12 protein-coding genes are annotated in these 13,777 nt (G+C 58.1%); 7 read left to right on the top strand and 5 right to left on the bottom strand.

Features of this window, described 5'->3' with window-relative positions; genetic code table 11:
* Positions 1-46: 46 nt before the first annotated feature.
* Positions 47-1,060, top strand: a complete 1,014-nt coding sequence (locus JT31_RS17970) for a helix-turn-helix domain-containing protein (RefSeq protein ID WP_038480273.1) — start codon at positions 47-49, stop codon at positions 1,058-1,060.
* A 66-nt stretch (positions 1,061-1,126) separates the two neighbouring features.
* Here the strand turns inward: JT31_RS17970 and JT31_RS17965 are convergent, their stop codons facing one another.
* The 3 genes from JT31_RS17965 to ybbA form a co-directional block, all read right to left on the bottom strand.
* A complete protein-coding gene (locus JT31_RS17965) occupies positions 1,127-2,278 on the bottom strand; it encodes a porin (protein WP_038480270.1) in 1,152 nt (383 codons plus the stop codon).
* 220 nt (positions 2,279-2,498) lie between these two features.
* Positions 2,499-4,913: a putative ABC transporter permease subunit YbbP gene (ybbP, locus tag JT31_RS17960; protein WP_038480267.1), complete on the bottom strand. Its 2,415-nt coding sequence runs from the start codon at positions 4,911-4,913 to the stop codon at positions 2,499-2,501.
* Positions 4,910-5,596, bottom strand: a complete 687-nt coding sequence (gene ybbA, locus JT31_RS17955; RefSeq protein WP_038480264.1) for a putative ABC transporter ATP-binding protein YbbA — start codon at positions 5,594-5,596, stop codon at positions 4,910-4,912. Before ybbA ends, ybbP begins: the two co-directional genes overlap by 4 nt.
* Here ybbA and tesA point away from each other — a divergent pair.
* From tesA to JT31_RS17940, 3 genes are all read left to right on the top strand, one after another.
* Positions 5,564-6,187: a multifunctional acyl-CoA thioesterase I/protease I/lysophospholipase L1 gene (tesA, locus tag JT31_RS17950; RefSeq protein WP_038483278.1), complete on the top strand. Its 624-nt coding sequence runs from the start codon at positions 5,564-5,566 to the stop codon at positions 6,185-6,187. The two genes, ybbA and tesA, sit on opposite strands and share 33 nt — an antisense overlap.
* A gap of 77 nt (positions 6,188-6,264) precedes the next feature.
* A complete protein-coding gene (locus JT31_RS17945; RefSeq protein ID WP_038480260.1) occupies positions 6,265-7,035 on the top strand; it encodes an SDR family oxidoreductase in 771 nt (256 codons plus the stop codon).
* 58 nt (positions 7,036-7,093) lie between these two features.
* Positions 7,094-7,948, top strand: coding sequence for a co-chaperone YbbN (locus JT31_RS17940; RefSeq protein WP_038480257.1), 855 nt, complete (start codon positions 7,094-7,096; stop codon positions 7,946-7,948).
* 42 nt (positions 7,949-7,990) lie between these two features.
* On the opposite strand, the gene cfa is transcribed toward JT31_RS17940, so the two are convergent.
* Complete coding sequence (gene cfa, locus JT31_RS17935; RefSeq protein ID WP_052049016.1) at positions 7,991-9,142, bottom strand: cyclopropane fatty acyl phospholipid synthase; 1,152 nt, start codon at positions 9,140-9,142, stop codon at positions 7,991-7,993.
* 243 nt (positions 9,143-9,385) lie between these two features.
* Between cfa and JT31_RS17930 the strand changes: the two genes are divergently transcribed.
* On the top strand, positions 9,386-10,300 hold the full coding sequence (locus JT31_RS17930; RefSeq protein WP_038483272.1) for an SPFH domain-containing protein: 915 nt from the start codon (positions 9,386-9,388) through the stop codon (positions 10,298-10,300).
* Complete coding sequence (locus tag JT31_RS17925) at positions 10,297-10,743, top strand: NfeD family protein (protein ID WP_038480254.1); 447 nt, start codon at positions 10,297-10,299, stop codon at positions 10,741-10,743. Before JT31_RS17930 ends, JT31_RS17925 begins: the two co-directional genes overlap by 4 nt.
* Here JT31_RS17925 and cueR read toward each other — a convergent pair.
* A complete protein-coding gene (gene cueR, locus JT31_RS17920; protein WP_038480251.1) occupies positions 10,740-11,150 on the bottom strand; it encodes a Cu(I)-responsive transcriptional regulator in 411 nt (136 codons plus the stop codon). The two genes, JT31_RS17925 and cueR, sit on opposite strands and share 4 nt — an antisense overlap.
* A gap of 107 nt (positions 11,151-11,257) precedes the next feature.
* Here cueR and copA point away from each other — a divergent pair, with 107 nt between their 5' ends.
* Complete coding sequence (gene copA, locus JT31_RS17915; RefSeq protein WP_038480248.1) at positions 11,258-13,762, top strand: copper-exporting P-type ATPase CopA; 2,505 nt, start codon at positions 11,258-11,260, stop codon at positions 13,760-13,762.
* Positions 13,763-13,777: the final 15 nt, after the last annotated feature.

Raw genomic sequence — 13,777 nt, 5'->3', positions numbered from 1 at the left:
AGGTCAGTTATCGTCAAGATCGTGCCATTTTAGAGACAGAACGACCATGCCAGTCACCTATTCAGATCAAGACCGCGCTTTTACACCGAAAAATCGACGGCTGGTTGTGCTGGCCTATCAGTGTCTCTGCACTTTTGAGTTCGGGATTGCCGTCGAAGCTTTTGGTCGCGTGGATGAAGTGCTTGGGCAGCCTCTCTATGATTTGCGCGTCGCGTCGTTAGAAAATGGCGTCTTTGACGCCCAGGGCGGCGTACGTTTAGTCGTGGACGGAGGACTGGAGCTGCTCGAGGATGCCGGGACAATTGTCATTCCCGGCTGGCGAAATGTTTTTGAACCGGCCCCGGAGCCGCTGATTGCCGCCTTACAACGCGCCCATCAAAAGGGTTCCCGGATAGTGTCGATTTGCGCTGGCAGCTTTATTCTCTGCGAAACAGGATTACTGGACGGCAAGCGAGCCACCGCCCACTGGAACAGCACGGAGATCCTCGCGGACAGGTTCCCTGCGGTGCAGGTGGAACACAGCATGATCTATGTCGATGAGGGCAGTCTGATCACCTCCGCAGGCGGCGCCGCCGGGGTCGATCTTTGCCTGCATCTTATCCGCCGTGATTACGGGATTGAAATCGCCAACCGGACTGCACGACGCATGATTACGCCCCCGCTACGGGAAGGCAGCCAGGCACAGTGGGTTCAGCAGCCCGTCCCTAAACGCCGCAGCAAAAGCCTTGCACCCTTGCTGGACGACTTGCGCCATCATCTGAATACGCCCCTGGTGATCGAACAGTTAGCCAGGCAAGCGGGCATGAGTCGCCGGACCTTTATCCGCAGGTTCAAAGATGCCACCGGCACCACGCCGGGCGAGTGGATGCTCAGCCTCCGGCTGGAAAAGGCTTGTGCACTGCTGGAAAGCGAGAAACTCAGCATTGATCAGGTTGCAGAACAGTCTGGATTTGGCTCAGCGGAAACGCTCCGGCATCACTTCCGGCTGCGATATAAAACCACGCCCACACAGTGGCGCAAGGCCTTCAATGCCAGAACATGCATACCCGTTTCTGAATAGGTAAAAAATTAGGCAGGAAACGCTAAATGAGGCGGGCAGCAGCGCTGCCACCCGCCAGAGGCACGATTAGAAGTCGTAGCGCAGACGAACCAGGTTCATGTCGCCCAGGTTGTCGGTGCTGGAGGTGAAGACGTGCTCGTAGTCCACCTGGAAGCCGTAATCCAGCTTGAAGCTCACGCCCACACCGTTGTCGATGCGCTGGTAGCTGCGGCCGGTCACGTATTGCAGACGGTCACCCATGAAGTATGGCTGTACGGATTTCAGCGCGTACTGACCCACCGGGATGGTGTAACCGGCAAAGTACTCGATGCCCCACGCGTCGCCGGAGAAGTAGTTGTTGACGTCTTTCAGCTTGGTGGTCAGGAAGTTCTGGTACCAGCCGCCGCCGAAGCTGAACGTCCAGTTGTCCGGTTTCCAGCTCAGCGCGGTCCCGTAGATGTTCTGGTTGTAAGACTTGCTATCGCCGTCGTTCGGGTTACGCATATCGGCACGGGTGTAGTTCCATGCGGTGCCCCAGGTCAGGTCTTTGGTGATGTGGTAATCCACGCCCAGAGAGCCGCCGCCTTTACGCTTGTAGCGCATGCCGGTGGTGGCACGGATGTCGTTATCTTCAAACAGGTAAGAAGCGTAAACGTCCGCATCGCCGAAGGTGTTTTTGTACTTCAGCATGTTACGGGAACGGTAAGAGCCGTCGTAGTCGCCGTTCATGCCGTTACCCGGAGCCTGACCGATCATGTCGTAGTCCCAGATATCGGTTTTGGCGCCAACCACGTCATAGTAAACGCTGTTCTGCTGGCCGTAGGTCAGCTGACCCCAGGTTTTGCTTTTCAGGCCGGTGTACAGCATACGGCGAGTGGTGTTGTTCGCGCCGTCTGCATAGTGGTTGTCCCACTCGAAGACCGCCGGAATATTCACGCCCAGCTCGTAGAAGCTGATCCAGCTAATATCATCGAACAGATAATAATCAGCCGCGAAGCGGAAACGGGTGCCGCCGTCAAAGCCGTTACGTTTGTAAGAGCCTTTATCGCCGTCGCCGGACATCATGTTGAACTGCGGACGAATACTGCCGCCCACGGTGAAGTTGAGGCGGCTCAGTGGGTTACCGGCCTGCGGGTCCTGCTTCAGGACGGTGATTTCCGCGTTAGCGGCGAAAGACGCCATACCTGCAAGCAGGCCGGCCCCAATCAGTAATGGTAAAGCGCGCAAATTTGCTTTCATGTGGATCCTTAGTAACCGTATTTATTATAAGCGCGGGCATATTAACGCTTATTAAGTCCGATTTCTGAGGGATTTTTATTAATTCGTGCGGTTATCTATCAGTCTTTTCTTAATAGATATTAAAAAAACATCAAAAAATGCAGAAAATATGTTCTGACGCAATAAACATCGAAATATAACAAATTTTATAACGGTAACCGGGCGTCCCTGCCCGGCCTCCTCAGACGACAAACTGGCGGAACAGCGCCTTCCCTTTCAGTAAACGAACGCCCAGCCAGCCGCCGCAAAGCGACAGCAATATCGCCCCGGTAACAGGCAGCACGATCCACAGACGCAAATCAGGCTCCCACGGGAAGTCGAACACCCGGGTTTGCAGCACGCCAAGCGCCGTTTCGGCCCCGATGGCCGCAACCAGGCCGGACACCAGCCCCAGCACGGCGAACTCGCACCATAGCGTGGTTCTGAGCAGCTTTTTGCCCGCGCCCAGCGTGCGGTAAACCACCAGTTCCTGATGGCGCTGGCGCATGCCAACCTGTACCTGAGCCAGCAACAGCAGCAGGCCGCAGGCGGTCACCAGCACCACCATCACCTCCAGCGCGCGGCTGACCTGCTCCAGCACCTGGCCGATTTGTTTCAGGATAGCCCCGATATCCAGCAGGCTGACGGTCGGGAATTCGCGGTTAAGCTGGGTCAGCAGGCCGTTATTTCCCTCCCAGCGGAAGCTGGTGAGCCAGCTCTGCGGTTGCCCGTCGAGCGCGCCCGGTGGGAAGATAAAGTAGAAGTTTGGCCGCAGGCTTTCCCAGTCCACTTTGCGCAGGCTGGTCACCTTCGCGGTGAAGTCCTGGGTATCTCCCATGAAGGTCACGCTGTCGCCAAGTTTAATGTTCAGGCGCTTCGCCACGCCGTCGTCCATCGACACTTCTCCGGTCTTCGGCGGCCAACTGCCCGCGAGGATCGGGTTGTGATCAGGCTTCTGGCTCTGCCAGGTCAGATTCAGCTCGCGGTTCAACGCTTCGTCCGGGTTGCCCTCGGTGGACTGGCCGTTAATCGCCGTCATGCGCGCCCGCACGATGGGGTAAAACGAATCCGGGATCACCTGATGGTCGGCGAGGAAGGTTTTCACCGGCTGAACCTGCTCTGGCGCAATGTTCACCAGGAAGTAGTTCGGGCTTTCCGGCGGCAGCTGCTGCTGCCATCTGTCCAGCAAATCGCCCCGCAGCACTAGCAGCAGCGCCAGCAGCATAAAGGACAGCGAGAACGCCGCCAACTGGCTGAGCGTCGCCCACGGCTGGCGAAGCAGGCGGTTAACCGCCAGGCGCAGGGCCAGATTTTTCAGCGTCAGCTTCTTAAGCAGCTTCAGGACGCCCCAGCCAACGAGGCCGCACAGCGCCGCCAGCACCAGCGTGCCCGCCAGCACCGCCCACAGCAGCGCACTGCCGCCCATGAGCAACGCCAGCAGCAGCACCACAACGACGCTTATCACTGGCAGATAAATTTTCAGCGGCCAGACGCTGGCCACGGCGTCACGCCGCAGCACGCGCAATGGCTGAGTCGCCAGCAGCAACCGGTACGGACGCAGTCCCACCAGCACGGAGATTGTTACCATCGAGCCGATAGCCCACACCCACGGCCAGAGGCTCGCTGGCGGCAGCGCGGCCGGCAGCACCGGCTTCAACAGCTGCATCAGTGCGGCTTCAAACAGCAGCCCGACGGCGCCCCCGGCAATCGCCGAAAGCAGCAGCACCATCAGCCACTGGCCGATAATCAGCTTACGCAGCGCCGCCCTGCCCGCCCCCAGCGTTTTCAGAATAGCCACCAGGTCGTAGCGGCTGCGGCAGTAGTGGCTCATCGCCACGGCAATCGCCGCTACGGCCAGCAGCAGCGTCAGCAGGGCAGAAAGCAGCAGGAACTGCTGAGAACGCTCCAGCGACTTGCCCAGCGCGCCTTCGTCCTGCTCCATGCCGATCCAGCGCTGCTCCGGCTTCAGCTTCGGCAGCAGGAAGTTTTCAAACTGCTGCAATTGCTGTGCGTCGCCGCCAAACTTGTAGCGCCAGCTAATGCGGCTGCCGGGCTGTACTGCCCCGGTTTTCTCGACGTCGGCCAGGTTCATCATCAGCCGGGGCGCAATCTGGAACGGGTTAAACCCGGCGTCCGGCTCCTGAATCACCTGCCCGGCAATACGCAGCGTGGCATCGCCCACATCTATGTTATCGCCGACTTTCAGGTTGAGCAGAGCCAGCAGGCGCGGCGCAAGCAGCGCGGTACCCGGCTCCGGTTTCAGTCCCGGCGGGTTAGTTTCCAGCTCGCCGTACATTGGGTAAACGCCGTCGACCGCTTTCACATCCGCCAGCTGCGGCGTGTCGCCGGCAAAGGTCATGGTGGCGAAGCTCAGCTGTTTGCCGACCTTTAAGCCATCGCTTTGCGCCTGAGTCAGCCATTCATCCGGCACGGCGCGGGCGCTACGCAACGTCCTGTCGCCCGCCATATACTCGCGGCTTTGCTGGCTGAGGCCTTTTTCCATTCTGTCGCTGATGCTGCCGAGCGCCAGCACGCAGGCCACCGCCAGGCTCAGCGCCAGCCAGACAATCAGCAGCGAGGGAGAGCGCCACTCGCGCCAGAACCAGCGGGCTATCATGCTTCCTCCCACAGTTTGCCTTCGCGCAGCCGCAGGCGGCGGTCGCAGCGTGCCGCCAGCTGCTCGTCGTGGGTGACGAGGATCAGCGTGGTGGAGAAATCGCGGTTAAGGGAAAACAGCAGGTCGGCAATGCGGTCGCCGGTTTGCCTGTCGAGATTACCGGTAGGCTCATCGGCAAACAGCACGCCCGGTTTGCCGTTAAACGCCCGAGCCAGCGCCACACGCTGCTGTTCCCCGCCGGAGAGCTGTGCTGGCAGGTGATCCAGGCGTTTGCCTAAGCCCAACTGCTCCAGCAGCGCTTTGGCCTGAGCCCGGCTGGCCGAGCTGTTTTCACCGCGCAGCAGCGAGGGAAGCTCTACGTTTTCGAGGGCATTCAGGGTGGGCACCAGCATAAAGGACTGAAACACAAAGCCGACGTTTTGCGCGCGCAGCGCCGCCCTCGCCTCTTCATCCATGCTGTGCAGCGGCTCGCCGCAAAGGTGGACTTCGCCGTCCGTGCCGTCATCAAGCCCGGCCAGAATCGCCAGCAGCGTGGACTTGCCCGAGCCTGACTCGCCAATCAGGGCGATGGTTTCGGCCGGTTTGACAACCAGCTCAACTCCGGTAAGGATGGAAAGCTCGTGTTCACCCTGACCCACGGACTTACTAAGATGATGAACTTCAACAATGTTTTCCGCTGGCATTTGCCCTTCCTGTTTCTGGCTTTGATGACCTTCCGCGCCGCCGCGGCGGACACGTTATTGATTTTAGGCGATAGCCTGAGCGCCGGTTACCGTATGGCAGCCACCAGCGCCTGGCCCGCTCTGCTGGATGCCAAATGGCAGCCGCAGAATACAAAAGTCGTGAATGCGAGCATCAGCGGTGATACCGCTGCGCAGGGCCTGTCTCGCCTGCCCGCGCTGTTAAAGCAGCATCAACCTCGCTGGGTTTTAGTGGAGCTTGGCGGCAACGACGGCCTGCGTGGGTTCCAGCCTCAAGAGGTAGAAAAAACCCTTAAGCAGGTTATCACCGACGTGAAGGCCGCCAATGCCCAACCGCTGCTGATGCAAATTCGCCTGCCCGCCAACTACGGACGCCGCTATAATGAGGCGTTTAGCGCTATTTATCCGCAGCTTGCCAAACAGTTTGATATCCCTTTGCTTCCGTTCTTTATGGAAGAGGTGTATCTGAAACCGCAATGGATGCAGGATGACGGCATTCACCCTAACCGTGATGCTCAGCCGTTTATCGCCGACTGGATGGCGACGCAGCTGACTCCGTTACTCTCTAAATAACCGGCGCAGCAGCGCCAGGCATGACGAGATAGTTAAACACGACTGATAAATAATCGGGGCACCCTTCGGGTAAAGTTATGCAAAAATCCGTTTTAATTACAGGCTGCTCCAGCGGGATTGGCTTAGCCAGCGCGCAGGAGTTACAGAAGCTTGGCTACAACATTCTCGCCGCCTGCCGTAAACCGGAAGACGTAGAGCGCATGAATCAGCTCGGTTTTACCGGCGTTCAGCTCGATCTTGATGACCCGGAAAGCGTCAAACGTGCCGCCGCCGAAGTGATTGAAATTACCGGCAATCGCCTGTACGGGCTGTTTAATAACGGCGGTTACGGCGTTTATGGCCCGCTGAACGCCATTTCCCGCGAACAGCTTGAACAGCAGTTTTCCACCAACTTCTTCGGCACGCACCAGTTGACCATGCTGCTGCTGCCCGCCATGCAGCCTCACCACGAAGGCCGCATCGTGATGACCAGCTCGGTGATGGGGCTGATTTCCACGCCGGGGCGCGGGGCCTATGCCGCCAGTAAATATGCGCTGGAAGCCTGGTCAGACGCGCTGCGCATGGAGCTTCGCCATAGCGGGATTAAAGTCAGCCTGATTGAGCCCGGCCCGATCCGCACCCGTTTTACCGATAACGTCAATCAAACCCAGAGCGACAAGCCGGTAGAGAACCCTGGCATTGCCGCAAGGTTTACCCTCGGCCCGGAAGCGGTGGTGGCGAAAGTGCGCCATGCCTTTGAAAGCCCAAGGCCGAAGCTGCGCTACCCGGTGACCGTGGTGACCCACGTGATTACCGTGCTGCGCCGCCTGTTGCCGGCGTGCGCAATGGACAAAATTTTACGCAGCTGAGTTGAAGTCCCGGCCTCAGCCCCCATGTAAAAAACAAATGTTTAACAGAGAATCGCCCATGTCCGCAGAAAACATTATCAACATTACCGAAGCGAACCTGCACCAGACGCTGGAACAGTCCGTGGCTAAACCCGTGCTGTTTTATTTCTGGTCTGCCCGCAGCCAGCACTGCGAACAGTTAACGCCGGTTCTGGACAGGCTCGCAGCCCAATACAACGGCCAGTTTATTCTCGCCAAAGTTGACTGCGACGCAGAGCAGATGGTGGCTTCGCAGTTTGGCCTGCGCTCCATTCCTACCGTGTACCTTTTCCAGAATGGTCAGCCGGTGGACGGCTTCCAGGGGCCGCAGCAGGAAGAAGCGATTCGCGCCCTGCTCGACAAAGTGCTGCCGCGTGAAGAAGAGCTGAAAGCCCAGCAGGCAGTGGAGCTGATGCAGGAAGGCAAACACGCCGAAGCGCTGCCGCTGCTGAAAGATGCCTGGCAGCTGTCCGACCAGAACAGCGAGATTGGCCTGCTGCTGGCGGAAGTGCAGATCGCCCTGAACCGCAGCGAAGACGCCGAAGCGGTGCTGAAAACTATTCCACTGCAGGATCAGGACACGCGCTACCAGGCGCTGATTTCCCAGATTGAACTGCTGAAACAGGCTGCCGACACGCCGGAAATTCAGCAATTGCAGCAGCAGGTACAAAACGAGCCGGACAACGCCCAGCTCGCCAGCCAGCTCGCATTGCAGCTTCATCAGGTCGGCCGGAACGAAGAAGCGCTGGAGCTGCTTTATACCCACCTGAAAAAAGACCTGGGCGCAGCAGACGGCCAGGCGCGTAAAATGATGATGGAAATTCTGGCCGCGCTGGGCACCGGCGACGCGCTGGCGTCCAAATACCGCCGTCAGATTTACGCCCTGATGTATTAATTAGCTAAAAACTAAAAAAGGCCGGTAATTCCGGCCTTTTGCTTATCTGTAAACGCGGATCCCGCCGTCCACGCCATTCGGACTGAACAGCACCTGCCAGAGCTGAATATTTCGCGCACGGAATGCGCCCGCACAGGCGTTTAAATAGTAGGTAAACATCCGTTTAAAACGCTCGTCATAATTGCGTGAAATATTAGGCCAGCAGCGGAGGAAATTATCGTTCCAGGCCATCAACGTTCTGTCGTAATCCGCGCCGATATTGTGCCAGTCTTCCATAATAAAATGTTTTTCACTGGCGCTGGCAATATGGCGCACGGACGGTAAACAGCCGTTGGGGAAAATATATTTATTGATCCAGGGATCGACGTTTAAATCCGTTTCATTCGAACCGATGGTGTGCAGCAGAAACAGGCCGTCGTCTTTAATATTGCGGGCAGCAACCTCAAAATAGGTGCTGTAGTTTTTCGGCCCGACGTGCTCGAACATGCCCACGGAAACAATGCGATCAAATTTGCTGTTGAGGTCGCGATAATCCTGCAGCAGGATCTCGACGTCCAGGCCCCGGCAGCGATCCTGCGCCATTTTTTGCTGCTCCGCCGATATCGTTACGCCGACCACCGACACGCAGTATTCCTGCGCCGCATACTGCGCCAGACCGCCCCAGCCGCAGCCGATATCCAGCAGCGTCATGCCCGGCTTGAGCTGCAGCTTTTCGCAGATCATGTGCAGCTTATTACGCTGGGCAGAGGCAAGATCCGTGGCGTCTTTCCAGTAGCCGCAGGAATATTGCATATACGGATCGAGCATCGCGGCAAACAGATCGTTGCCGATATCATAGTGCTCCTTGCCGACTATCCAGGCACGCTTACGGGACTGCAAATTAAAGACTCTGGCCCCGGCAATACGCAGCAGGTCAGAGAAATGCTTCGGCATTTTACTGTCCAGGCCGTGGCGCAAAATATGGGTAAATAAAATATCCAGCCGGTCGCAGTCCCACCAGCCGTCCATATAGCTTTCCCCCAGGCCGAGAGAACCTTCCTGTAATATTCGCTTGAAGAAGTCTGGATTATTCACCCGAATATCTGCCGGACCGTTGCCGTCAATATCAATCGCCATGGGTGAAATTAATTCTTCCACGATTTTCTGCCAATGGCTGTTATTGGTCCGATGCTGCTCAGCTATTATTGTCCCCATTGCTTCCTCACCGGGATAAGTGCTCTTGCCAAATACCGCCCGCCTAATAGAGCGAGCTGCCGAAGCATCCGATATTACGCCTGCGCACACCATGCGTGAAATGAACTTACTCCATGAAAATCATTCCATTTAGGAATAATTAAATGATAAGCAGCAATTAATTCTCAACGGGCGCCGGACTGTTGCTGAATGTTTCAGGTTAAGCAGTTAGACTGAATGCAAAACAAACAGGAGGTTTTTTTAATGCTTATCGTGATCCCCGTATTAATTCTCGTGGCGCTAGTGGTTGTAGCGGCCGGGGTAAAAATCGTGCCTCAGGGCTTTCAATGGACCGTCGAACGCTTTGGCCGCTATACCAACACCCTGATGCCGGGCCTGAATCTTGTGGTGCCGTTTATGGATCGCGTGGGCCGCAAAATCAACATGATGGAACAGGTGCTCGACATCCCTTCCCAGGAAGTCATTTCCAAAGATAACGCCAACGTTTCCATTGACGCCGTGTGCTTTATTCAGGTAGTTGACGCCCCGCGCGCCGCCTATGAAGTCAGCAACCTCGAGCTGGCGATCATCAACCTGACGATGACCAACATTCGTACCGTGCTCGGCTCAATGGAGCTGGATGAGATGCTGTCCCAGCGCGACAACATCAACACCCGCCTGCTGCACATCGTGGACGAAGCCACCAACCCGTGGGGCATTAAAATCACCCGTATCGAAATCCGCGACGTGCGCCCGCCGGCTGAGCTGATTGATGCCATGAACGCCCAGATGAAAGCCGAACGTACCAAGCGCGCCTACATTCTTGAGGCCGAAGGGATCCGCCAGGCGGAAATCGTCAAAGCCGAAGGTGAGAAACAGTCGAAAATCCTGAAGGCCGAAGGGGAACGACAGTCAGCTTTCCTTCAGGCAGAAGCCCGCGAACGTAGCGCCGAAGCGGAAGCCCGCGCCACGCAAATGGTGTCCGAAGCTATCGCCAAAGGGGATATTCAGGCGGTGAACTACTTCGTCGCCCAGAAATACACCGACGCGCTGCAGCAAATCGGCTCGGCCAATAACAGCAAAGTGGTGCTGATGCCGCTGGATGCCTCCAGCCTGATGGGCTCCATCGCCGGGATCAGCGAACTTATCGCCCAGAGCGGCAACGAGCGTAAAAAATGATCGACAGTATTCTCGCGCACCCACACGTCTTCTGGCTTGCGCTAGGCGGACTGCTGCTGGCGGCGGAGATGCTCGGCGCCAGCGGCTATTTGCTGTGGAGCGGCGTGGCGGCGGTCATCACCGGGCTGCTGGTCTGGCTGCTGCCGCTCGGCTGGGAAACGCAGGGCGTCTGTTTTGCCCTGCTGACGCTGGTCGCCGCCTTTCTCTGGTGGCGCTGGCTGTCCAGCCGCAAGCAGCAAATTCCGGGTGAAGTGCTCAACCAACGCGGTCAGCAGCTGGTTGGCCGCCGTTTTCGTCTGGAAACAACCTTGGTCAACGGCCGGGGGCATGTTCGCGTAGCCGACAGCAGCTGGCCGGTGACCGCCGATGAAGATTTACCGGCGGGCTGTGAGGTTGTGGTGCAGGCCGTGGAAGGCATTACGCTAAAAATTAAAGCGGTTTAGTTTATCTCGTGGCGATGGCAGCAGCCGGAAAGGTTGTCGATGATCGGGCAGTCGGCGCTTTCATCGCCAGGGCACGCTTCTGCCAGCGTCAGCAAATGCTGACGCATATTTTGTAGCTCAATAATATGCCGTTCGATATCCGCGACCTTCTGTAAGGTGCGGGCTTTTACGTCCGCGCTGTGCCTCGCCGGATCGTTAAACAGGCTCACCAGCTCCTTGCACTCTTCCAGATTAAACCCGACCTGACGGGCCTGGCGCAGCAGCGTCAGCTCATCGAGATGCTTTTGCGTATAGCTCCGGTAGCCGTTGTCGGCGCGAAAAGGCGGCGTGACCAGCCCTTTCTCTTCGTAAAAACGAATCGCCTTGCTGGTTAGCCCGGTTTTTTTCGCCACATCGCTAATATTCATTTTTGCTCCTTGACCTTCCCCTTGATGGAAGGTTTAACCTCTTTCATAGTTAACCGAATCATCCTTTCGGTCAATATTTCACCTCACCATCATACAGGAGTCTTGCGATGTCACACATTGTGGATCTGAATCTGGATGGCCTGACCTGCGGCCACTGTGTTAAACGCGTCAAAGAAAGCCTCGAGCAGCGTGCAGACGTTGAGCAGGCTGAAGTCACCCAAACCCACGCCCGCGTCACCGGCAATGCTACGCCGGAAGCGTTAGTGGAAACCGTCAAGCAGGCGGGATACGGCGCAGAAGTCGCCAGCCACCCAAAGGCTGAACCGCTGGCAGAGTCATCAACTCCGTCGGAAGCACTGACAGCGGTCGCCCCTTCGCTTCCGGCAGCGTCTACCGACGATGACAGCCAGCAGCTGTTGATCAACGGTATGAGCTGCGCCAGCTGCGTCTCCCGGGTGCAAAATGCCTTACAGAATGTCCCGGGCGTCAGCCAGGCACGGGTTAACCTTGCGGAGCGCAGTGCGCTGATAATGGGCACCGCCTCCGCAGAATCGCTGGTCAAAGCCGTGGAAAACGCAGGCTATGGCGCCGAAGCGATTGAAGACGACCAGAAACGCCGTGAACGTCAGCAGGAAACGGCCAACGCCGCCATGAAGCGCTTCCGCTGGCAGGCGATTGTCGCCCTTGCCGTCGGGATCCCGGTGATGGTCTGGGGCATGATCGGCGACAACATGATGGTCACCGAGAGCAACCGCTCCCTGTGGCTGACCATTGGCATTATCACCCTTGCGGTGATGGTCTTTGCCGGCGGCCATTTTTACCGTAGCGCCTGGCGCAGCCTGATGAACCGCGCGGCCACTATGGATACGCTCGTCGCCCTCGGCACCGGCGCGGCCTGGCTCTACTCCATTACCGTCAATATCTGGCCGCAGCACTTCCCGATGGAAGCCCGCCACCTCTACTACGAGGCCAGCGCGATGATCATCGGCCTGATAAACCTCGGCCATATGCTTGAGCAGCGTGCACGTCAGCGCTCCTCCAAAGCCCTTGAACGTCTGCTGGACTTAACGCCGCCGACCGCACGAGTAGTGACGGATGAAGGCGAAAAAACCTTACCGCTGGCGGAAGTCACCGCCGGAATGACGCTGCGCCTGACCACCGGCGACCGCGTGCCCGTTGACGGCGAAATTACCCAGGGTGAAGCCTGGTTCGACGAAGCAATGCTGACCGGCGAACCGGTCCCGATGCAAAAATCGAACGGCGACGGTATTCATGCCGGCACCGTGGTGCAGGACGGCAGCGTGCGGTTCAAGGCCACCGCAACCGGCAGCCACACTACGCTGTCCCGTATTATCCGCATGGTTCGCCAGGCGCAGAGCAGCAAGCCGGAAATCGGCCAGCTTGCCGATAAAATTTCTGCCGTATTCGTGCCGGTGGTGGTGGCTATTGCGCTGATTAGCGCCGCTATCTGGTACTTTGTCGGCCCGGCGCCACAAATCGTTTACACCCTGGTTATTGCCACCACGGTGCTGATTATCGCCTGCCCTTGCGCCCTGGGGCTTGCGACGCCGATGTCGATTATTTCAGGCGTGGGCCGCGCCGCCGAGTTCGGCGTTCTGGTACGCGATGCCGATGCCCTGCAACGCGCCAGCACGCTGGATACCGTGGTCTTTGATAAAACGGGCACGCTGACCGAAGGCAAACCGCAGGTGGTTGCCGTGGAAACCCGTTCGGGGGTGGATGAAGTACAGGCAGTACGCCTTGCGGCCGCGCTTGAGCAAGGTTCAAGTCATCCGCTGGCTCGCGCCATTATTGAAAAAGCAGGCAGTTCGACGCTGCCGGAAGTCACCTCGTTCCGCACTCTGCGCGGGCTTGGCGTCAGCGGTGAAGTTGACGGGCATAAACTGCTGCTGGGCAACAAAGCGCTGCTTGATGAGCAGGGCGTGGACACGCAGCCGCTTGTCGACAGCATTGATACGCAGGCACGTTCAGGCGCCACGCCGGTTCTGCTGGCGGTAGACGGCCAGCTCATGGCGCTGTTAGCCATACGCGATCCGCTTCGCAGCGACAGCGTAAGCGCGCTGCAACGCCTGCATCGCAACGGCTATCGTTTAGTGATGCTCACCGGCGATAACGCCGTGACCGCCAACGCTATCGCCAAAGAAGTTGGCATTGACGAGGTGATTGCGGGCGTGCTGCCGGACGGCAAAGCTGACGCCATCAAAAAGCTGCAGCAGCAGGGCCGCCAGGTGGCGATGGTGGGCGACGGCATCAACGATGCTCCGGCGCTGGCTCAGGCAGAAGTGGGGATTGCGATGGGCGGCGGCAGCGACGTCGCGATTGAAACCGCAGCCATTGCCCTGATGCGTCACAGCCTGGTCGGCGTTGCCGACGCGCTGGCCATTTCTAAGGCTACGCTGCGCAATATGAAGCAAAACCTGATGGGCGCCTTCGTGTACAACTCGCTTGGTATTCCGATTGCCGCTGGCGTGCTGTACCCGCTGACCGGCACGCTGCTCAACCCGGTGGTTGCCGGTGCCGCGATGGCGCTGTCTTCCATCACCGTGGTCAGCAACGCCAACCGTCTGCTGCGCTTTAAACCGAAAGACTAACCTCTCTGCGGCCTG

It is taken from the genome of Cedecea neteri, from assembly GCF_000757825.1.
Classification (GTDB): Bacteria; Pseudomonadota; Gammaproteobacteria; order Enterobacterales; family Enterobacteriaceae; genus Cedecea; species Cedecea selenatireducens.
This window is presented reverse-complemented; position numbering and strand designations above follow the sequence as displayed.

Excerpts from the sequence above, each read along its gene's own strand:
- cueR (WP_038480251.1), bottom strand. The coding sequence starts at position 11,150 with ATGAATATTAGCGATGTGGCGAAAAAAACCGGGCTAACCAGCAAGGCG.
- copA (WP_038480248.1), top strand. The coding sequence starts at position 11,258 with ATGTCACACATTGTGGATCTGAATCTGGATGGCCTGACCTGCGGCCAC.
- JT31_RS17945 (WP_038480260.1), top strand. The coding sequence starts at position 6,265 with ATGCAAAAATCCGTTTTAATTACAGGCTGCTCCAGCGGGATTGGCTTA.
- JT31_RS17970 (WP_038480273.1), top strand. The coding sequence starts at position 47 with ATGCCAGTCACCTATTCAGATCAAGACCGCGCTTTTACACCGAAAAAT.
- tesA (WP_038483278.1), top strand. The coding sequence starts at position 5,564 with ATGATGAACTTCAACAATGTTTTCCGCTGGCATTTGCCCTTCCTGTTT.
- JT31_RS17965 (WP_038480270.1), bottom strand. The coding sequence starts at position 2,278 with ATGAAAGCAAATTTGCGCGCTTTACCATTACTGATTGGGGCCGGCCTG.
- JT31_RS17925 (WP_038480254.1), top strand. The coding sequence starts at position 10,297 with ATGATCGACAGTATTCTCGCGCACCCACACGTCTTCTGGCTTGCGCTA.
- cfa (WP_052049016.1), bottom strand. The coding sequence starts at position 9,142 with ATGGGGACAATAATAGCTGAGCAGCATCGGACCAATAACAGCCATTGG.
- ybbP (WP_038480267.1), bottom strand. The coding sequence starts at position 4,913 with ATGATAGCCCGCTGGTTCTGGCGCGAGTGGCGCTCTCCCTCGCTGCTG.
- JT31_RS17940 (WP_038480257.1), top strand. The coding sequence starts at position 7,094 with ATGTCCGCAGAAAACATTATCAACATTACCGAAGCGAACCTGCACCAG.
- JT31_RS17930 (WP_038483272.1), top strand. The coding sequence starts at position 9,386 with ATGCTTATCGTGATCCCCGTATTAATTCTCGTGGCGCTAGTGGTTGTA.
- ybbA (WP_038480264.1), bottom strand. The coding sequence starts at position 5,596 with ATGCCAGCGGAAAACATTGTTGAAGTTCATCATCTTAGTAAGTCCGTG.